14 protein-coding genes are annotated in these 20,856 nt (G+C 47.2%); 6 read left to right on the top strand and 8 right to left on the bottom strand.

What is annotated here, in order from left to right:
* Positions 1-22: 22 nt before the first annotated feature.
* The 5 genes from QUA90_RS01795 to QUA90_RS01775 all read right to left on the bottom strand — a co-directional run bounded on the left by QUA90_RS01795 (position 23) and on the right by QUA90_RS01775 (position 4,293).
* Complete coding sequence (locus tag QUA90_RS01795) at positions 23-295, bottom strand: peptidoglycan-binding domain-containing protein (protein ID WP_333443571.1); 273 nt, start codon at positions 293-295, stop codon at positions 23-25.
* Positions 296-516: 221 nt separating this feature from the next.
* Positions 517-798, bottom strand: coding sequence for a peptidoglycan-binding domain-containing protein (locus QUA90_RS01790; protein WP_333443569.1), 282 nt, complete (start codon positions 796-798; stop codon positions 517-519).
* A gap of 513 nt (positions 799-1,311) precedes the next feature.
* Entirely contained in the window at positions 1,312-2,766 is a 1,455-nt protein-coding gene (locus QUA90_RS01785) for a hypothetical protein (protein WP_333332689.1), read from the bottom strand.
* Positions 2,767-3,035: 269 nt separating this feature from the next.
* The gene (locus QUA90_RS01780) at positions 3,036-3,656 is read right to left on the bottom strand and encodes a DUF3177 family protein (protein WP_333045632.1); all 621 of its coding nucleotides are present in this window, start codon (positions 3,654-3,656) and stop codon (positions 3,036-3,038) included.
* A 400-nt stretch (positions 3,657-4,056) separates the two neighbouring features.
* Positions 4,057-4,293 (bottom strand): Calvin cycle protein CP12, encoded by a 237-nt coding sequence (locus tag QUA90_RS01775; protein WP_190662788.1) that lies wholly within the window; start codon positions 4,291-4,293, stop codon positions 4,057-4,059.
* A gap of 743 nt (positions 4,294-5,036) precedes the next feature.
* Between QUA90_RS01775 and QUA90_RS01770 the strand changes: the two genes are divergently transcribed.
* Positions 5,037-6,290: an FIST N-terminal domain-containing protein gene (locus tag QUA90_RS01770; RefSeq protein WP_333443567.1), complete on the top strand. Its 1,254-nt coding sequence runs from the start codon at positions 5,037-5,039 to the stop codon at positions 6,288-6,290.
* Between the two features lie 107 nt (positions 6,291-6,397).
* On the opposite strand, the gene QUA90_RS01765 is transcribed toward QUA90_RS01770, so the two are convergent.
* On the bottom strand, positions 6,398-8,446 hold the full coding sequence (locus QUA90_RS01765; protein ID WP_333443565.1) for an iron uptake porin: 2,049 nt from the start codon (positions 8,444-8,446) through the stop codon (positions 6,398-6,400).
* Between the two features lie 1,196 nt (positions 8,447-9,642).
* On the opposite strand from QUA90_RS01765, the gene QUA90_RS01760 reads away from it, so the two are divergent.
* Together QUA90_RS01760 and QUA90_RS01755 are read left to right on the top strand one after the other, a co-directional pair.
* Complete coding sequence (locus tag QUA90_RS01760) at positions 9,643-11,253, top strand: glycosyltransferase family 39 protein (protein ID WP_333443563.1); 1,611 nt, start codon at positions 9,643-9,645, stop codon at positions 11,251-11,253.
* Between the two features lie 9 nt (positions 11,254-11,262).
* Positions 11,263-12,210 (top strand): hypothetical protein, encoded by a 948-nt coding sequence (locus QUA90_RS01755; RefSeq protein WP_333325853.1) that lies wholly within the window; start codon positions 11,263-11,265, stop codon positions 12,208-12,210.
* A 54-nt stretch (positions 12,211-12,264) separates the two neighbouring features.
* On the opposite strand, the gene QUA90_RS01750 is transcribed toward QUA90_RS01755, so the two are convergent.
* Together QUA90_RS01750 and QUA90_RS01745 are read right to left on the bottom strand one after the other, a co-directional pair.
* Positions 12,265-14,352, bottom strand: a complete 2,088-nt coding sequence (locus QUA90_RS01750) for a hypothetical protein (protein WP_333386452.1) — start codon at positions 14,350-14,352, stop codon at positions 12,265-12,267.
* Between the two features lie 127 nt (positions 14,353-14,479).
* A complete protein-coding gene (locus tag QUA90_RS01745; protein ID WP_333325859.1) occupies positions 14,480-16,003 on the bottom strand; it encodes a CHAT domain-containing protein in 1,524 nt (507 codons plus the stop codon).
* A gap of 296 nt (positions 16,004-16,299) precedes the next feature.
* Here QUA90_RS01745 and QUA90_RS01740 point away from each other — a divergent pair, with 296 nt between their 5' ends.
* The 3 genes from QUA90_RS01740 to QUA90_RS01730 all read left to right on the top strand — a co-directional run bounded on the left by QUA90_RS01740 (position 16,300) and on the right by QUA90_RS01730 (position 20,560).
* Entirely contained in the window at positions 16,300-16,446 is a 147-nt protein-coding gene (locus QUA90_RS01740; protein WP_333325861.1) for a hypothetical protein, read from the top strand.
* Between the two features lie 421 nt (positions 16,447-16,867).
* Positions 16,868-18,393, top strand: a protein-coding gene (locus QUA90_RS01735; protein WP_445300084.1) for an IS5 family transposase whose coding sequence is annotated in 2 segments (ribosomal slippage) — positions 16,868-17,257 and positions 17,260-18,393 — 1,524 coding nt in all. Because the reading frame shifts where the segments join, the coding sequence is not laid out codon by codon here.
* A 214-nt stretch (positions 18,394-18,607) separates the two neighbouring features.
* Complete coding sequence (locus QUA90_RS01730) at positions 18,608-20,560, top strand: FAD-dependent oxidoreductase (RefSeq protein WP_333443591.1); 1,953 nt, start codon at positions 18,608-18,610, stop codon at positions 20,558-20,560.
* Positions 20,561-20,856: the final 296 nt, after the last annotated feature.

The raw sequence follows: 20,856 nt of genomic DNA, 5'->3' as shown, positions 1-20,856 counted from the left end.
TTAAAAGATGCTTGCACCAACTTTAAAATATAGTTGTACAAACTCCTAATTTATTCCAAGTTTTGGGGCCGACAATGCCATCAGCAACGATTTGTTGTTGCTTTTGAAAATTGATAACGGCTTGTTGGGTTTTTGGGCCGAATCCTCCATCAGTATTTACAGAAAATCCGCTGGCGTTCAAGAGTCGCTGAAGGTAGCGAACGTCCTCATTTTGGGTGACGCCATCGTTGCGTTTGAGTAGGGGAAAATAACGGCAGGAAGGTAATTCAGTGCGAATTGCGTTTGTGGTTTGCATGGTTTGATTCTCCATTGGTTGTTTGCAAGTTGTTTAAAAGCAGAGAAGTGCAGAAAAGATGTTAATTAATAGTCCTGGATGCACTTTTGACGGGCATAAACGAGGTTTCGGCTTCGCTCAACCACCAGGCTTTTTAGCGTTTATGAGGGCGTAAAAGAAGTATTGCTGTGAAAAAACCCAGTTTCTTGCTACCCGTGGGCCTAGGATTAGTTAACTTGGATTTAACATCCGGGTTCACCTGTATAACAAGCGCCTAAGAGACTCCAAGTTTGAGGGCCGACAATGCCATCAACAGCAATCTTATTGTCCTTTTGAAATTTGATGACTGCTTGTTCGGTTTTTGGGCCGAAGAATCCATCAGTTGCGACGGGATATCCGTTTTTAACTAAGGATTGTTGGAGATAGCGCACGTTTTGATTGGCAGTGGTGCTATTATTTCGTTGCAGTGTGGGCAGTGAAGAGCAAAGAGGCAATTGAGCGTAAATTGAATTTGTGGTTTGCATTGTTTGATTGGGGATTAGTGGTTTGCAAGTCGTTTGAACTTGCTATTCCCCAGTTGTAGCTGTGGGGGGAAGTGCTTTAACAGTCGCTTTTTATAGTGACGCTTATCTGGGGTAGCTCAGATGAGTGACAGGCAGCTATCAAATCCGTTTTGTATAAAATAATTGTCAAAGGCAAACAGCAGCGAATTTCCATTGTTTATCAACTTGTAAAATCTTTGCCACCAGCCCCACACCATAAGTAAGTCGCCACCAAAAAACGCCCCTATGAAACAAGGGAAAAGTCTCCAAAGGCTCTCTACTGGCTGACTTAAACCTGTTTACATAGTGTTACATTATTCGGTTTAATCCCGCCTACCTACTTACCGGTACGGCTGTTAGTGCCGGGATGGATAGGCTGATTGACGTAGAGAAAGCGAGGCAATCAATCCTGTCACAGTGTAATCGCTCCACTGTTGATAAGCTGAGTAAGGGTCTTTTCTATAGAGGAGGCAAAAATACTGTATTTAAAGCTAGTTAACCATTTGAGCGAAAAGGCCGATCGGGAAAATAGCTCTGGGGTTGGGACTTTAACTTAGAAGTGATATCGTAGAATCGGTAGATAGTAGATTTCCGGCTGTCAAACAACTTGAGAATTGAATCAATGACAATTTCTGTAACTATCGGGTTAAAGTGGGAAATAAAGTCGTCGGCGTTGAGATTTTCTCGAAAAAATTCCTTAGCTCGATCGCACTGATAGCGCATTTCGTCAAAGCCAACAATTTTTACCACAAACGTTGTCAGGGGCGAACTCTCCAAATCGTTATTAGAAGTGCTTTTAGCCCGCCCATTTTCTAATAAATTCAATACTTCCGCTTCTAAACTAATTTTAGGTTTATAAGGTTTCTCTATTTCGGGAAAAAAGCTTTCCAAGCGCACGCAGTTAGGAGATTGAGCCGGGATTCCTCCCATCATCATCGCCAGAGAAACCTCAATCCCCAAATCCGAAGAAAGAGCTTCTAGTAGGGCTAGGGCAGACAGTTTGCACCCCAAATAAAGCTTCGCAATTTCGATATTGTACTTAGCAGTAGCTTCCCAGCCCTGATAGGTGCGATCGTCTGGATATCCCTCAAACTGTCGGAAAATTATTTCAGGCTTAAGATAATTCAGAAAACCTTCCATCTTGAGCAAAGCAACTCGGTAGTCGCGAACCGTGTAAAAACCGCAGCAGATGAGATTGTGATTGGTTTCCGGCAGTAAATTCCAGGTATTTGCCAAAAAATGGGCTGAACTATGGTGAGCAAAACTCATCACATCCCGGTTAGAGATTCGCACAGCTTTTTTCACCGTTTCCCGCATTTCCCCGTCAGTCAAACTGAGGTTAAACAGGCTATTTATTGCTTGCAAGCGGTCATAAAGGCGCTGGCTTACCGTTACTCCTGCATCGGCGGCGCGAAACGGAATTGTTGCTTCAATGCAGCCTGCAATTTGAAGCAATTGCTCGCGTGTGAGAAATGGTTCTAGAGCTTTTGCTGCTACGACAGCGCTGAGAAATTCGTTTTGTCCAGCGAAAGGATTGAGGACTTCGCCCGGTTCAAAATTGAATACCAGCATTACCATCTCGAAGGTAGCATCCGCAGACAGTTCAGATTTATCCCGAATTTGTAGTTGTTTGTTAACCTCTTTTGCAACAGGAGTGATGTAGTAGCTGACGTTAAAGTTAATGCTGCGATCGACTTGCACGTAGACGGTATCGTGAAATAAAGCTGCCAAAACCTCGATCGCGTCTTCCTTTCCCCCCACATCAAAAATATGTTCGGGAGTGTGAAAAAACCGCCAGGGCCCCATCATCGGCTGAACAATCAGTTCGGCAATCCGAGCGACTTCACTTGGTTCGACTTTTGCTTCCAGGCGATCGAGCGCCCAAATTAGCCTTTCTAAGCACTGTAAGTAGGCTTGTTTGCTATCCATCACAGTCTTTACCAATAACATTGCTGTCAGTCGATTTTAGATTTTAGATTTTAGATTTTAGATTTTATCCACAGATGAATCTGGGAGTTTGTACCTGAGTCTAAAATTTTTATATCTCCACGACAGGAGTCGTTCGCAAGTATCCGTTTGTGGGCGAGTTACGTCAGCCACCATGCTGTTATTTTGATTCTTTCATAGATGCGCCCCGGCTTTTGTGAGTTGGGATTTTTGAGCTTTTTGTTGAAGACTTTAGCGGCAATTTAGGAGGCAAATACTTACTTAAAATCAACTTAATTTCCGGTTGCTGACCTCCCCTGTTTTCCTAGTCTAATTAGCACAAAATATGACAAGTAAATTACATAAATTGCTAAACCTATCAGACCCAACAATCCCAAAAATTGAGGGTTTGCCGCAGGGTGAAACATTTGTTTGTAGAGCCAAGGTGGGTCTAACCAAACTCGGCAAAAAGGTTCGTCAATTACTTGAATTTGAGATTTAAAAGCACAGCTTAAGAAGGGAAGTTGAGCTAGAGCGCCCAAACCGCTGTAAACAGTAATCGCCCACCGCCAAGCTGTAAAAGCCAGTTTCAGGGGCGACTGCGGTCGATCTGCAATTTCTTCGTTTAAATCCTCCCAAAACCAGAGACTAGCAGGAATTAAAGCCCTCCCAATCACCGACGATACAAAGCTCACAGGCAGCGCAGCCATCATCAGGTAAAGTGTAATTGCCAGCAAACTCGCCACCCGCCAATAAATAATCGACAAACGGACGATCGCCTCAGCTTTTGCCACAACAGCCCAAATCAGCACTACCAGCGGGATCGAAATTGTTAATAACACAGACAACCGGTAATCCATCCAGACTAGCGGTTGAAACCAAGGCCCGGTGGCTGCCAATAAAAGACTCAACATCTTTGGGAAAATATACTCACTTATTTGTCACAAATTTTACTACAAAAATGCTAAAAAATCAGCAACCAGAACACGGTCTTAATGTTTTAGTTACTGCTACCTTTTCTAAGGTACTTGGCGCGCTTTGAAAGGTACTTGAGACACGATAGACGGCAATACGCTTGAGTTAAAACTGTTTATTCTTGAGATATCTCCTTCCCATCCTCGCCTCCCTTGGGGGACGCAAGAGCAAATGCTTGTCACCGTTGGGGTGCGACGGGGAAGCTGGCGGATTGGAACCGTATTGGGATAGAGGGCAAATCTCGCCATTATTTCAAGGCTCAACCCCTAAAATAAAATTCTCCCGCGCCAAAAGTTAGATTTCGGCGCGGGAGGGAAGGCATAGAGCTAAATGGCTCGTTTATTCCTCGTAGATGCGGCACTCAGCAGCGTCAGGATTGTCGTCGCAAAATTTTTCAAAGGAATTCTTAGGTTTGACTTGCTTTTGGTGGGAAGCTTCTGCTTGCAGTTCTTCAACTGCGTCCCACGCCGCCGCGCATTCCCCGGAAGTTGCGCCCTTGAGGTCACAGACGGTACGAGCGCTTTCTAGTTCTTCTTCAATTTTCTCTTGGATGTTGCCTGCGGGTGTTGTTGTCATAAAAATTGTTGGTAGGAAAGTGTAGGAGAATATGGTTGTCCCCGACCTATTTCTAGGTAATGTTAGCACGCGCCTTTGTTTAGTGAGCTTGTTCGGCTAACGGCACGTCCTTAACCCAAATAAAGATGTTTAACCGTTAACGACTGAGCAAGGGACTAGCTAAGCAGCCACTTGGTGTCATAACTCAAAAAACCTAGACTTCTAAAGTCTTAGGCGGGTCAACAGTGGTTTAAGTCTTAGGCTCGAAGCGAGCGTGTCTTTAGACCTGGGTAGTTGACCTTATTAAGTAAGAAAGGTTTTCTTTTTGGATGTTAGTTTGGGTGGGATTTGCTGTTTCGGTCTGGCGACCCCAGCTAATAATAGCTTGAGATGCGCTGCTGTTGCAGCAGCCCAGAGACAAACCATCCATAACTGCGATCGCAGCAGCCGTCTCTACTTCCTGCTTTTCTCTACCCCGTGGGCGGGGGAAGAGTCCCCAGGCATCAATGTAGGTCGAGCTGACCTTACTTTTGATGAAAACATTACACGAGGTTGGTGTGTCAAACTGTATTGAGCTTTATCTTTTAAGATTTAGCTGAATACGGCATTTTACACCAAACAGATTAATGGGACACTCATGTTAACTTATGTTAACACAAGAACGGCAATCGATGGGGAATCGATCGCCCAAGAATAGCGTCCCCCCAGTGGCCAGTTCCAGTTAGCCTAATGTATAGAGATAGTTTTATAGAGAAGTTTGCCTTATGTACACTCAAAACCAAATGCAATGGGTCAGCGCTTTATCAACCCGTCCCTCTTTGGAATCCGCCCTCAAAGAAGTTATAGAACAAGCCGATCGCGACCTAGAAGGCCCGGCTGATTTAGCGCTGATATTTATTTCGTCTGCCTTTGCCAGCGAGTATTCTCGATTGATGCCTTTACTCCGAGAAATGCTGCCAGTGCCCGCGATCCTGGGATGTGGCGGGGGAGGAGTCATCGGCACGAACCGGGGCGGCCTCACCGAAGAAGTCGAAGGATCTCCCGCAGTCAGCCTGAGTCTGGCGCGCTTGCCGGGAGTGAATGTCAGAACTTTTCACGTCGGTGCAGAAGAACTGCCGGACTTAGATAGTCCCCCGGATACTTGGGTGGATCTCTTGGGCGTGCCGGCCCAGGAAGAACCGCAGTTCATCATCTTGGCAGACCCCTTTTCCGCAAAAATTAACGATTTGCTCCAAGGGCTAGATTATGCCTATCCGGGCGCGGCGAAGGTAGGGGGACTAGCCGGGGGGGACGGTGCGGGCAGGGGCGCGGCGCTGTTTTGCGACTATCAGCTTCACCGAGAAGGGACGGTTGGGGTAGCTTTGAGCGGCAATATAGTTTTGGAAACGATCGTCGCTCAAGGCTGCAGGCCGATCGGGCATCCTTATCGGGTGACGGAAGGAGATCGCAATATTTTGCTGAAACTCGAAGAACAAACCGACGATACCGGCAGCGGGGGCATCGAGCGATCGCCCTTAGAGGCCTTGCGAGAGTTAGTTCAAACTTTGAGCGAAGAAGACCGAGAATTAGCTCAGCACTCCTTATTTGTAGGCTTAGTCAGCGATGAATTCAAGCTGAAATTAGAGCCGGGAGATTTTTTAATCCGCAATCTATTGGGAGTCGATCCGAAAGTGGGAGCAATTGCGATCGGCGATCGAGTCCGTCCCGGACAGCGCATCCAATTTCACCTGCGGGACGCGCGCACCTCTGCAGAAGACCTAGAAATGCTGCTCGATCGCTATCAGCGGGCCGCCGAGTATAGTGGTACATCTAGCGCTGGCGCCTTGATGTTCTCTTGTTTGGGGCGCGGTGAAGGGCTTTACGGCGAATCGAACTTTGACTCCCGACTGTTCGGCCGATACCTCAAAAACATTCCCTTGAGCGGCTTTTTCTGCAACGGCGAAATCGGCCCCGTCGGCGGTAGCACATTTCTGCACGGCTACACATCCGTATTCGGGATTTGCCGCCAAAATTCATAATTTGTGAACAGTTGACTGTTAACAATCTAAAATTGATCGACTGATGACCAATAAATAAAAGCGGCAGTCGCCTGCCGCTTTTAGCTGTAACTAGATGTCTGGGAACCTTAGAAACTAAAGGTAGTACGGAGGAGTCCGACCCAGATATCCTCGTTGTTGTTGTTGTGTTCGGGATTCAGAATCACGTAAACGCCCGGTGTGACCGAAATAAAGTCATTGACTTGGAAGCGATAGAAACCCTCTAAGTGATAAGAGGTGTTGCGGTTTCTGGCGACATCGCTCTCGGTAACTTTTGGCGGTACACCAAAGACGAAGCCGAGGACGTTGCCTTGTCTGGCAAAATCTCCCAGGGCCACAGTGATAGCACCATTCTGGATGGTAGCGTCATTGTTGCCACCCCGCAGTTGTTCAGCCTTCGTATAACCGTACCAACCGCCAATCTGAAAGCGACTGCTGGGTTTGAAGTTAACTTGCACCCCATAGTTATCTGATGCGGTGGGTGATTGATCGAAGGGCCGGTTAGCCAAGGCACTGCCGACGCCGCCCATGAGGCTAACATCGCCTGCCCGATTGTATTTCCGGGTGTAAGTCAAGCCCAAGTCAAACGGTCTGCTAAAAAAGCCGATCTGACCCAGAGCGCTGAAAGAACCGTCGAAAACGCCCCTGCCGTCTGCTGGGTTGGGAGCATCGCCGTCGCCCGCCAGATAGCCTGCGGTAGCTCGGAGGCTGCCCAAGTTGAAACTCACACTTGCGCCTGCTCCCTGCGGGCCGCGGAATACTGCCGGGTTGCGTACTCCAAATCTAGAAAGTGAACCATTACTCGTAGAGTTACCAAAGGTAGAAGCCTGGTCTGCAATTTCATCTAGGTCAAGTCCTTTAGGACCGACAAAGACTGTAGCGCGACCGACCGGGAACCGATAGTACAGTTCGTCTAGTGTGAATTGGCTGCCATCATCGCCGTCAAAGGCCAAGCGAGCCATGTTGGTACCGGTAGCCGTGGCTCTATCGTAGCGGGCGGTGTTGACTGCTTGCAAGCGGGTTCTGAGCAAGTCTCGACCGGTGAAGCTGGTGTTGAAGTTCAACCGCACCCGGTAGCCGAAGTTGGTGACAGTTTCGTCGTCCTCAAGGTTGGTACCATCTCCGACGAAGGTGTCGCTGACGGCAAAAATGGCTTCTCCAGCCAATTTGGTGGTGGTGGAGAACTGGTTGGCTTCGAGTTCTGCGGTGCGAGCTTCTAAGCCGTCTACTCGTCCGCGCAGGGTAGCGAGTTCGGCTGCAAATTCTTCTTGCAGGCGTTGCAGGATGGCTAAGTCGTCTCGGGTAACCAAGTTACCTGTTGACCCAATTAGTTGGGTTATGCTGTCTAAGCAAGCGTTGACGCCGGCTGCAAATTCGTAGCGCGTCAGGGCGCGGTTGCCGCGGTAGGTGCCGTCGGGATAACCTACGATACAACTGTAGCGTTCGACTAGGGATTGCAGGGCTTGGAATGCCCAATCTGTCGGGCGCACGTCGGAGAGCTGAGTGACTGATGTCACCTGGGACATGGTTCCCGACGGTTGAGCCGGCAGCGCTTGGGGAGCGACAGGGACGATGGGGCCGCCCATTCCGGCGGCTGGTGTCTGAGCAATTTCTACCTTAGTAGCTGGGGTGCTGGCGACTGCTGGCACTTCAATTTTCCCAGCTACTTCTGTCTGGCTGCTTTGCACTGCCAAGTCTGATGCTTGGGGCGAGGGTTCGGCTGTGCCTGCTGCTGCTAGGGGTTCAGTCGCTGCTGCGCTGGCCGGAGCGATTGGGGCTGCTAACCCGATGTCGCTCCCTGTTGTTTGCAGTGTTGTTTGCAGTGCTGCTGCGCTGGTTTCTGGTTCGATTGAGGCGATTTTTTCAGCGTCTGCTTCGTTAACGACCGGGGTTTGGGCCGCTTCGACGCTGCTGTTTAAAGCCAGGTTTTCTGGGGCAGCAGGGGCTGCTGCAACTGGTTCTGCAACTATTTCTCCAACTATTTCTGCAATTTTTGACTCAGATGACTGAGCTTTAGCTAGTTGGTTGGCTTCAGGGGTTGCGGTCGCTTCTGCGGCGATCGCAGTGGCACTCATGACTGATGATAGCCCCAGAATTGCCGGGGATACTAGCAGTAAATTCCAAAAAGTTCTGTTCATTTTCCTCACACCTTCACACTCTATTCAACTCGACGAGCAGCAATTCCCAACTGCTGATTTTTGTGGTTGCTTGCCTGTTGACAATAACTGCCAAAATAGAACCTATCCATAACTGTTGATTCACAGTAGGCGTGTCTACTTCTGCTTGAACGTAGGGGGCCCACCCCTTATACCGCCCCGGCATCAATTCAGGTCAAGCCCACATTACATTACAGTTGATTATACCATCACGTGCTAATTTCATCTCTCGATCGCCCGACTTGCTTTAGTTGCTCTACGGGCGATCGACAACTGGTTCTACGGGTTCGACCACAATCTGCCTCTAACTGACAACTGCCCAGAGTCCTCGGTTACGCCCGACTTAACAGACAGTTATAGGTAGGATTGTGGCTGCTTGTCGCATCCCTTATACAGCTTTATATCCTATAATGTCAAGCTTTTTAACCTAACTTTAAACCTCGCGACCCGGCAGGGGCTATTTTCCCGCCATGAGTGGGGAACTGAGACCTAAAGGCTGGTAGATTTACCCGATTCAAACCAAAGTTCAGGCTTGACCAATGTTGGTTTTTTGATGCCCGCTGCCACCGGGACTTGCCAGGACGATCGCCATTTTTGAGACTAACCGTCGGCGGGTTTAATTTCCCGCTACTTTAACACAATTTTTTTGCGGTCTGGCAGCAGCAGCCGACTGAATCCCTGTTAGCTGAAATTATAGTTTTGTGGCCTCGCTGTCTTGGGTTTGACAACCAGTTATTTTTTTGGCACAGCCTCGGGCTCTCAAAGCACATTTTCTCTGTGATTTATGCCACTGCCAAAGATATCCCCTCAATAATCCGGGATAAATCGCTCAACGATGCACCTCAAATGACGCAAAATCCTTCCTGAGTGGGTAGTCCGCCCCGAATTATGGAGCGGATACTGGCAAAGTATCCATTGATTCTCCGGGCGTCCAGGAGGCATCAACCGAGTTTGAGGAATGCAAATACTTCCTTTTAGGTGATCGAAGTTAAAAAACCGGGTTTATGAGAGTAAGGAGTGCATCCAAAACGGTTTTAATTTGCTAAGAACACAAGTAAATGCCGTAAGTTATGGGAGGGCGATCGAACAACCTGTAGATTGGGCAATGCACTCGCTCTTTCTATGGTATGTTAAATTGACGCGTACAATCTATATTTTTTACACCATCTCTGACTGGGATGAAAATAGAACTGCGGCTGTTAGTAGTGGTATTATTGCTATTAGGATTTTTCTTTCGCTTCGTCAACATCGACAAAAAGTTTTATTGGTACGATGAAGTATTTACTTCCCTGCGGATTTCTGGATACACGCAAACAGAAGTCCTTCGTGAAATAAGCAGCGGTCAGTTAGTAGCACCAAAAGATTTAATGAAATATCAGCGCCTCAATGCGATCAAAAATTTTGGCGATACTGTTAAAAGTTTGGCAATAGAAGAACCTCAACTGCCACCACTGTATTTTCTGGCAGTCAAGTGTTGGGCAAAACTATTCGGTGATTCTCCTGCAGCGACAAGAAGTTTCTCAGTTTGGATGAGTTTGTTAACGTTTCCTTGCCTGTACTGGCTGTGCCGGGAATTGTTTGCATCGCCGGAAGTGGCGTGGATAGCCGTGGGATTGCTAGCAGTTTCTCCCTTGCACGTGCTTTACGCTCAAGAATCACGTCCCTACAGTTTGTGGTCGGCGCTGATTTTGCTTTCTTGTGCGTCTCTGCTGCGAGCACTGCGGCTGCAAAATAAGCTGAGTTGGAGCATTTACTCAGTAGCAAATATTATGGGATTTTACACTCATTTATTTAGTCTGTTAGTGGGGTTAGGACATGGATTTTATATCTTAGGAACTCAAGGTTTTACGTCGAATAAAAAACTACTGAGTTACTTGATCGCAATTGCCGTGTCCTTGCTAGCATTTCTGCCTTGGATGGTAATTTTAATGGTAAATAAAAGTGCAGCTTCCGGGGCAACAAGTTGGGCTAATCTAGAAATTCAGAGGCTATCTTTAGTTAAGAATTGGGTCGGAAATATCGGTCGCGTTTTTTGGGATTTCGGACTAACTTCTAATGCGATATCCGTAGATCTTATTGGTTTAGTGGCAGCGACTTTAATTTTATTGACAATGGTAGGGTATGCAGTTTATTTTCTGTGTTCGGAGACGAAGAAACAGGTTTGGCTGTTTGTGGTGACGGTGATGGCGGTGACAGCACTGGCACTCGTGCTGCCGGATGTTATATTGGGAGGAATCCGATCGACTAAAGCTCGCTACCTATTTCCGACTTATTTGGGGATGCAAATCGCTGTGGCTTACCTGTTAGCGACTAAAATTACCGCGCTGGGCGTGCCAAGCTGGAAACGGCAAATGTGGAAAGTTTTGACAGTTGTACTGTTAACGGGCGGGGTGCTGTCGAATGCCGTTAGTTCTCAAGCCGAGACTTGGTGGACTAAGGAATGGGGCCGGGAAAATCCCGAAATTGCTCGCAGGATCGATCGTGCCCCAAAGCCGCTGCTTGTCAGTGATATCTCGGAAGTCAGTCTGGGAAATATACTGTCAATGAGTCATATGTTACAACCGACAGTGCGGCTGCAATTGGTGTTGCTTGACCCGAAAGCGCGCCGTCGAGCTCAGTTGTTTGACAGACCAACTATACCCAATATTCCTAGCGGTTTTAGTGATGTTTTTGTCTACGGGCGATCGCAGAAGTTTAGTGCTAAGCTGGCTAAAATGCAAAACTTGAAAATCGAGCTGCTTTCAGAACAAAAAACCGAAACGCTGTGGCTAGGCAAGTTAGTAAAATAGTGAGGGTTTATGGAAGATTTTGGTGTTATTATTGCTTGCTGCGACCAAGATTATTTGTTGGCAAAGGGTTGCTGTGCTAGCATCCGATATTTCCTGGGAGATGTTCCCATCTGCCTGTTGATTGACGGTACGTTTTCCGTGAGTCCCCTAGAAAAAGTTTACGGAGTGCGCGTCATTAATCACGATACCGTCTCTGAGCCACTTCTGAGAAAAAGAAGCTTTGGTTGGGGAAAAAGTCATATGATTCCCTTTTGGGAAAGTCCTTGGCAAAATTTTCTCCTGATGGATGCAGATACAATTGTTTGGGGAGATGTCCTCAAATTGGCTAATTTTGAAGACTTCGACTTTATTATTGACCAGCCTTGTTACGATTACTCGGATGCGGATATCACGGAATTTTTCTTTGACATTCCAGGAGTCGAAAAGTATTTTCCAGATTTTCGTTGGCAAGACTATCGCTCTCGCTATGTCTGTCCAGGCACATTCTTTGGGAAACGAGGTGTTTTCAGCTTAGAGGAGTATAGAAAGATTCTGGATTTTAATGATGAACATCCAGACATATTTAAGTATGGAGACATGGGCTTTTTTAACCTGATGGTCTTCCGCGCCGCTCAAGAAGGCAAACTGCGGGTGCAGAATGTGGATATGCAGTTGTTGGTGCCGGATTTTGACCAGGATTTGCTAAGAAAGCAGTTTCCGGTGGAAGAAAGCGGGCCTGCGGGCGATCGTACTCAGGGGACGGTGATTCACTGGTGCGGCCCGAAGCCTACTTTATCTAGTCGGAAAGTTTACTCGGAACCGATGAATTTTTGTCGCCGCAAGTGCCAGGAAGATGTTTGGAACCGCACGGGTTTGGCTGCCGAGATGTCGCTGCAAGTTGAGGATTTACAGCGATTGATCTACGTGTATAAGAATAAGTTTAAGAAGAAGTTTCGGCAGTTGGCGGGAACTAAGTAAGATTTTTTAACCGCAGATGTTAGCGGATGAACGGGGATGCACGGGGATTTGAGCTTACCCTTCGAGGGGCAAACTTGGCCCGGCTGGGGGTAAAACTTGGCGGTGAACGCTTATTTTGTGGCTTTCCCGCTGAGTTTGCATTTCGACGGCGATCGCCTCAAATTCGACTTCCATGCAGCCGTAGGGAATCTCTAACTCGACACTTGCTCGCACATTTCCCAACCCGTTAGATTTAAATTCGGTAATCCAGCGGGGCCCGTCGAGAATCAGGTAGGTTTGTCGATCGTACACCCAAACTTTTACATAAATCCGGGGCATTAATTCCGGCAGTTGCACTTGCACTTTTACAGCCTGGCCCGCGATGATTTCGGCGCGCGGCAATTCCAAAACCGGCATCGGTACTAACTCGTCTTCTGGCAAAACGTAGGGAGTTGGGGGATTTACTTCTGCTACGACAGTTGCGGTTTTTTGAGCAACTTGTTTTGGTTGCGGGGGCTCGTCAAAAACCACAAATTCTCTGGCTTCCGGGCTAGTGGATTGGGGATCGGAAATTGTTTCGCTGGTTTCGGGTTGCTGCTGGGTTGGGCTACTTTCTTCCACAACGGCAATTTCGTCGCTGCTATTTGCGGCGGCTGCTGGAGTTGGTGACAGGGTGGTTGCTTTCAGCCAGTCGGACGATTCGCCGTTGCTGGCTAGGGAACTCAGTCGCGACCAAAATCGACTTTCGACATTTAAGGTTTGAAATGCCTGTTTTGTGGGTGCTGGCGGGGTTTCTGGGGCTGTTGTTTCTGGTTGGGGGATGTTTTCGGGTTTTTGGTCAATCGCTCCGATTTCGGCTGTTTGAGTGGGATTTGGGATGTCTGAGGGTTTGGTTTGCGGGTCGATCGACTCTGGGGCAGTTTGAGGCGAATTGGAGATTTCTGAGAGCAATTGCGATCGGCTGCTATCGGGCAGTTTGTTACCGAAGGCGGGCAATTCTAAACCGCCTGCACTTGGGGTGTGACGCGAAGCCAGTAGAGGGGGTAGGGCTTCAGTGGTTGGGACTTCGGCGGGGGAGGGAGGGTCTAAGGATTTTTCTACTAGCTTGAGGAAGGATATATTTTTGGCGCTTCCAGACGGTTTTGAGGCTGTTGGGGAGGGTTCAGCTTGATGCTTTTCTTCGATGAAATTGTCTTTAATTTCCTGTAGAAGGTGCTCTAAACGAGCTGTAATTGTGAATAGTTTGGTGGCTAGGGTGACGCCGCCGCTGCTGAGAATTGCTTCTCCTAAAATTAGGCGGCTTTTGCACTCGGTTGGGATGTAGGTGACGCAGGCAAAGATGCAGGGGGGAACTTGTTCTGGCATCGGCTGCTGGATTTCTGCGAGAATTTTTGAGGTTTGGGGGTCGCGCAGGTAAATTTGCAGTTGTGCTGAACCGATGAGTTGTTTGAGTTCTAGCGCTTCGGATTCGGGGATGAGAGTTGCTGTTTTTCTGCTTGGTTGCGGGTGTTGGGGAATGTCGATTTTGCCGGAAATGATTAAGGGGCGACCGAGTTGGGTGACGAAGGTTTCTTGATCGAGGACGAGTTCGAGTTTGACGTGCGGTTTAGGTTGGGCGGTTTGGGGAATTGGGAATTGGTAGATTTTGGTCTGCTGCGGTGCTGAATCGGCTGCTGGGATTTCGGTGGGTGCGGGACGATCAACCTGTGCTGCAATTTGTGGTGCGGGGCGATCGACCGGTACTGCGATTTGTGGGGCTGCGGTGGAAGCAGCAGGTTCGATTTGGTCGATCGGCGGTAGGGGTTCGGAGGTTTCCGATTCTGCGGGCAATACTTCCAACTGAACGCCGTACTGCCAAGGTTTTAGTGGTGTTGCTTTGGGATCTGGCAAGCAGGAGAGTTCCCACAGTCCGGGTTTGAGCCTGGTGTAGGGAATGATCACGACTAATCCTTCGGGGTTGGTGCGGGCCGATCGGCTTTGGACTTTCCGCTGCGCCCCTTGGTCGAAGGAAGTATGGGTAACGCGAATTTCGATGTCGGTGTTGGGGTGCTGAATGCGAGCAACCACGCGGTATTTACCTTCTAGAATTTCCACGTCGGAGGTTTCTAGGGGCAACCAGGCGCGATCGCCTTCTTTCTGTAGCAAAAATTCTAATTTTTTCATCTTTCTTTCCCCTTGAAGGCTCCCGCTTGATTCGTCACAGGTTGGTGGTGGTTGGTTGAGCGACAGCTACAGATATTAAATTACTTATGTTTTATAGCCTATCACCAGTTTCGGTCAAGAGGCCCACTTACCAAGGACTGCCGATAATGCTGAAAGCTGCCCAATAATACGGATGGGATAAATCTTTGCTGTCGAGTTTGGGGATGGACGGGGGCAAGGGAATGTCGCCTCGCGCACTTCGCAGTTGACCGCCTTCGATCGTCACTTTGCCTTCGATCGCGGCAATTTGTGCTTGCCGCATTGCTTCAGCTTTAATGATTGGAGGGTCGTTTGGCCTGCGGATTTTTAACTGCTGGTAAAATTCTGTCATCAGGGCGAGAGTGCCCGCATCGCTGACGTACCACAGGCTGGCGAGGGCTGATTTTGCTCCCGATTGCAGTGCTAAACCTGCAAATCCGAGTTCTGCTTCTTTGTCTCCCAAGGCGGTTCTACAGGCGCTTAATACTAATAGTTCGAGGGGCGGATTGTTCCATTTTAAATCTCTCATTTGATCGAGACCGAGTTGGGTGTCCCAAAATTGAATGTAGGAGTTATTTGGGGTTCCGGGGCGGAATTCGGCGTGGGTGGCAAGGTGGATGATTCCGTATCTTTGTTGCAGTCGCTGGGATTGCAAGTTTACTATGGTGAAATCTTCGTTGAGAAAGGATTGACCGGGCCACTGTCGGGCGATCGCGCCTAGTTCTAATGGAACTGCTGGCAGCGGTTCTTTGTTCGCCGTTTCTGCGAAATCTGATGCTCCCATTGCTAGGACTTTCACGTTTCTGAGGTCGGTGTAATTGCTGTCTGTGAGTTTGAAGGCGGGGATGCGGGAGAGGCTGTATTTTTGGATCAAAAATTGCTTTCCGTCGTGCATTGCTGCTAGGGGTACGGTTCGCAAACCTGCGCCGACGCAGAACAGCAAGGTTTCAATTTTTGCTGTTTGCAAATCTGTTTCTAGGGGTGCAACTATCCATTTGTAGAGTTGTTGGGCTGGTTCTAGATAGGTGGTGGTGTTGATTTTTACGGGGTTGGTGATTTCGCTGCTGAATTCTTGGACTACTGAGAGCAGTTTCTCTTGTTTGGCTTCCGGGACGCTGCGGAGAATGGGCGGGCGATCGGGCAATATTAAGATTAATTCTAGTTGGTCGGTGCGTGGGATAGCGTAAATTAAAGCAGGTTTTTTCTTGGTTTGAACTGCTAGCCGGGAGAGAGTTTTTGATATTGCTTCGGCGGTTTTAGCACGGCCCTCAAAGTCTTGTTCAAAGTATTTTTGATAGTCTTCTTCCCAGTTTTCTTCGATTCGGGTTACGGCTTCGGTGAGGTTTCCCCGATCGAGCAAATTTCTCATTTCTTGCCCGTTAAGCCCGCCCTGGCCTGTGTTTTGAGCAATTGTAGCGAGGTTCGCGGTACTCCAGCAGAAAAATATTGCTGTCAAACAGTAAAAAATAGCTTTTTTAATTTTTTTCTGAGTCGTGTGTTTTTGGCGTTGCTGCTGGGATTGGTAGTGCATGATTTTGGGGCGGTTAATAGCGCCGTTGGCGGCAGCAGTTGGCAAAAGTTTGGATGTGGGTGAATTTTGACTGTGCTGGCGATCGCGGCACAACTCTAGCATTCAAGACCAACCCCAAATATCTACCGTAGGGTGTGGATACCAGCACCAACCGACTCCCCGCACCAAGAAATGCACGATTTATGTAAAAGTTTGTAAATTATGCAGGGGTTTTGCATAAACAGGACTTACGCAAAAACCCGGTTTCTTCAAGTCAGTCCTATTTTTTACATAGCAGCCAGGTACATTTAACTGAGATGTTGCACCATTCTCAATAATCCTTTTATGAACAGGCTTTTCGGCCTGTTCCACAAAAAAATAATCTTTTGTGGAACGGGCCGGAGAGCCCGTTCTTAAGAATGGTGCAAGATGTGAGTTTAAGCGGCATTAGCTATACGGGCGTCTTTGAATTTTTGTGGCACATCCGCACTTCTCAGGTTGCATCGAGTTTTGTCTTGGTATTAAGTGAGGAATACCCTGCATCGATCGCCGATATATTGAGTTAGCTCAGTAGATATATTCTCTGTATTTACTTATTTTAAAATAGTTAAGTTTTTTCGCGCCAACTTACTTAAAGCTCGACTGATTAATTGTTTTGCCTTGGATATCTGCTCGGTTATTTCGTACAATTCGCCGAGACTGCCTTTGGCCTAAGATTTGACCTGACAATCTCCTAGTTTTTTAGCATCATTGGCGGCGGTTGCCAAGAGTTGATCAACATAAATACAAACACTTAATTATTTAGAGGATTTTACGCGATGCGGTCGATCGCTTTTTCCTTGTTGATTCTTGCTTCTCTGCTAGATAGGGCTTGCTGAATAAGTGGTTCAAGTAAACAGTGTATAGATTTTCGGACGAAGAAAGGTAGTAATGGTGCAAGAAAAACAGGTATAATGACTCAAAACCCGTGCATCACCATTTGCGCTCGTGTACCGAAAAGCTGAGCTTGCCCCAAGCCCCCCATCCGATTTTGAACTACCCTTTGAAGGAAGGTTGTCAGCAGATAACCGTTGGGTAAAGATGGCAGAACTTATCCCGTGGGATGAATTTGAAGCAGAATATGCTAAAAATTTCCCGACCGAAATGGGCGCACCCGCCAAATCATTTCGGATGGCATTGGGGGCATTAATCATCAAAGAAAAACTGGGAAGTAGCGATAGAGAAACAGTAGAACAAATCCGTGAAAACCCGTATCTACAATACTTTATCGGTCAATCAATCTACACCAATGAACTCCCATTTGACCCGTCGCTATTAGTTCATTTTCGGCAACGAATTAGTGCGAATCTAATTAATAAAGTGAACGAACGCCTGGTGGAAAAAATACGCGAAACCATCCCAGTCAAACCAGAAAAAAAAAGGATTCGGACGCAAAAAATGAGTTACCCAATCAAGGAAAATTAATAATAGATGCGACCTGTGCCCCCGCAGATATTAGCTATCCGACCGACTTAGGACTATTAAACCGAGCCCGAGTTCATACCGAAAAAATCCTCGACATTCTCTATAAATCTCTCACAGTAAAAATCAAGAAAAAACCCAGAACCTACCGAAAAATTGCCAGAAAAGACTACTTAGCAGTAGCCAAACAACGACGACCGACCAGAAACAAAAAAATCCAAGCAATTAAAAAACAACTGCAATATATCAAAAGAAACTTGGCTCATATTGAGCAGCTTATCGAATCAGGTGCGACTCTGGAAAGTCTGACCAAAAAGCAATATAAAACTTTGCTAGTCCTCACAGAAGTCTATCGCCAACAACTCTGGTTATTTGAAAATAAAAAACAGAGTATTGAGGACAGAATAGTAAGTTTAAGCCAACCCCACATCCGTCCCATTATTAGAGGTAAAGCAGGAAAACGAGTAGAGTTTGGAGCTAAACTGTCAGCGAGTTGCTTTGAGGGGTATGTGTTTTTAGAGCGAATAAGCTGGGATAATTTTAACGAATCAGGAGACTTAAAAGCCCAAGTAGAAGCATTTAAAAGTTACACAGGATACTATCCAGAATCAGTCCATGCCGATCGCATTTATCGAACAAGGGAAAACCGAGCTTGGTGTAAAGAAAGAGGAATTAGAATTAGTGGGCCTCCGTTAGGAAGACCACCAGCAATTGTGAGTAAGGAAACAAAGAAACAAGCCTGGGAAGATGAGAGAATTCGTAACTCTATTGAGGGCAAGTTCGGACAAGGTAAACGAAGATTCAGCTTGAATCGCGTGATGGCAAAACTTGATAATACTTCTGGTACAGCTATTGCTATTACTTTTTTAGTAATGAACCTTTCTACCTGGTTAAGACGGGTTTTTTGTGTGTTTTTCTGCCGATTTCCCAAAATAAGGTCTGGTTACGCTTCAATGATTGTCAAAAATTATATTTTGGTCAATTACCAAAACCAAAACTTATGCTTCGCCGAACTTGAATCACCCATCAATTGCGATCGTGATTTTCCCTAACTTATTCAGCAAGCCCTAGATAACTAAAGCCTTATTTTTTCCACTATACATTGTGTGCGATCGAACTTGGCACGGTGCGTTAGCGAAGCCCTCGAAGAGGATCGCGATCCGATTGGGGGATGTGTCTTAGTATTTCTTCACATATCCTGATTTCGGTCTATGATATATGCCTTATGGCGTATTTGTGTTTAAAGCCCGTTACCGCGTACCGCTGATGAGTCAATCAACCAATTCACCGCTATCCCAACCAGTTTCTCGAAGAACCGCCCTCAAATTCCTCGGAGTCGGTGCCGCAGGCGGGCTGCTGGGCTACTCTCGGTTTTCCAAGCCAGAGCCCGCCGTTTTTGTGCAAGATTCTCTTGACTTGCCGCGAATGCTGAATAACCGCAAAACCGTTGCAGTTGTAGGCGCAGGCTTGGCCGGGCTCGCCTGTGCTTACGAACTCTCCCAGCGGGGTTTCGCCGTAACATTGCTCGACAAATCGCCCCAACTCGGCGGCAAAATTGCGAGTTGGCCGATACAAGTCGGGAACGAAACTTTTATGATGGAACACGGTTTCCACGGTTTTTTTCCGCAATACTACAACCTCAAAAGTGTTGTTGAAGAACTAGAAATTACCGATAATTTTGTATCTTTAGAATCCTACGCCGTTGTGTTTCGAGACGGCAAATACAAACCCGAAGTTTTCCGTCCCAACCATTCAGCTTTTCCCTGGAATATAGTTGATTTGGGGATATCTTCTCCTAATCGGCTCAAGTGGGGAATCAATCTGACAAAACCTGCTCACTGGGAAGTCTTTCGAGAAATAGGCGGTTTTCAAACTCAAAAAACTTTCGCTCGCCTCGACAATATATCCGTTGCCGACTGGGTAAAAGGTGAATTCCCGCGCGGACTTTATGACTTGTATTTTCTGCCTTTTGCCAAATCCAGCCTCAACGCTCCCGACGAATTGAGCGCGGGAGAATTAATGCAATTTTTCCACTTTTACTTTTTCGGAAATCCAGAGGGTTTGGCCTTCAACGGCACGCGGCAAGATATGGGCACGAGTTTGGTGCAGCCTATTGCCAGATCCATTGAAAGCAAAGGCGGCAAAGTATTGACAGATGTCGCAGTCAGTGAGATTCGCTGGGAAAACGGCAAGATTGATTCTCTGAGTTACCAGTCTGGAGACGTGCAAAGTAAAATACCTTTTTGGGTGAAGCGAAACGCGCTATTAACTGACAGCAACTCTACCGAATATTTCGGCGCTGGGGACAGGGTATTTGCCGCCGCACCGTCGGGAAAAGAGGCAATTTCTCTGAGCTGCACTCACCAAGGCTGCACAGTTCAGAAACAAAACGACGGTCAATTTCACTGTCCTTGTCACGGGGCCGTTTTTGATGCCGAAGGACGAGTTGTCAGTGGGCCTGCTCAGCGGGATTTGCCTCGATTTAAGGTAGTAGATGAAAAAGCAGATGAAATACAGTTAGTAGCAGCGGTTAAGCAATCGCAGCCGCAAAATTTGGCGGAAACATTGAAGGCTGATTACTATGTTTTTGCGGCGGATGTTCCGGGGATGCAGCATTTGTTTAGTTTGGCCAGCGGTGAGGTAAATCCGCAGGTGCAGAGCCGGATAGAGAGCTTAAAAATAGCAGATCCGTTTGCGGTGGGCCGTTTTTGGTTCGATCGCGAATTTCCCTGGGAACACAGCAATTTCAGTTCGCTTTCCGGCTACAAACTGACTGACAGCATTACGCTTTACCACCGAATTCAGGATCAGTTCATCGAATGGAATCAGAAAACTGGCGGTAGTGTAGTGGAACTGCACGCTTATTGTTACAAGGAGAAAGAATTTCCGAACCAGGAAGTTTTACTGGCTACTTTTGAGCAAGAATTGTACGAAATTGTACCGGAATTAAAAGAGGCAAATATGCTGCACCGGGAATTGGTAAATCAAAAGAATTTTTCTGGATATCCGCCCGGTAGTTATGCGGAACGCCCGGAGACTTGCTGCGCTGTACCTAATCTTTTGTTTGCGGGAGATTGGGTGAAAATGCCGTTTCCTTGCGGTTTAATGGAAAGGGCAGTGAGCAGCGGTTTGTTGGCAGCTAATGCTATTTTATATCAAGAGGGTTTGCAGAGGCGATCGCTCTTGACGGTGAATCCCGAAGGCGTGTTAAAAATCTAAGCTTGGCAGCGGGGGCGGGTTTTATCAATCGTCAATTATCGGCTGCTATTCTCGGTAAAACCCGCCCCCAGCCATACCATTTTAGATTGTAGATTTGAGATTTGAGATTTTAAGGAATGAGAATGACTGATTCAATAAGGGTTTAGAGGTTTCCTACAGTTACATTCTTTTGTTAAGATGAGTTACGGTTTGTGGGTGTGGTTTCGCTGAGGAGAAAAGGCAGAGCTTGCGAACAAAAAAAATATCTGCGTTGAGGGGGGTGGATATGCGGTTAAAATATTATTGAATGAGTATAA

The organism is Microcoleus sp. D3_18_C4, from assembly GCF_036702355.1.
Taxonomy (GTDB): Bacteria; Cyanobacteriota; Cyanobacteriia; order Cyanobacteriales; family Microcoleaceae; genus Microcoleus.
The sequence above is the reverse complement of the archived record's forward strand: the minus strand, read 5'-3'. Positions and strand labels throughout refer to the sequence as shown.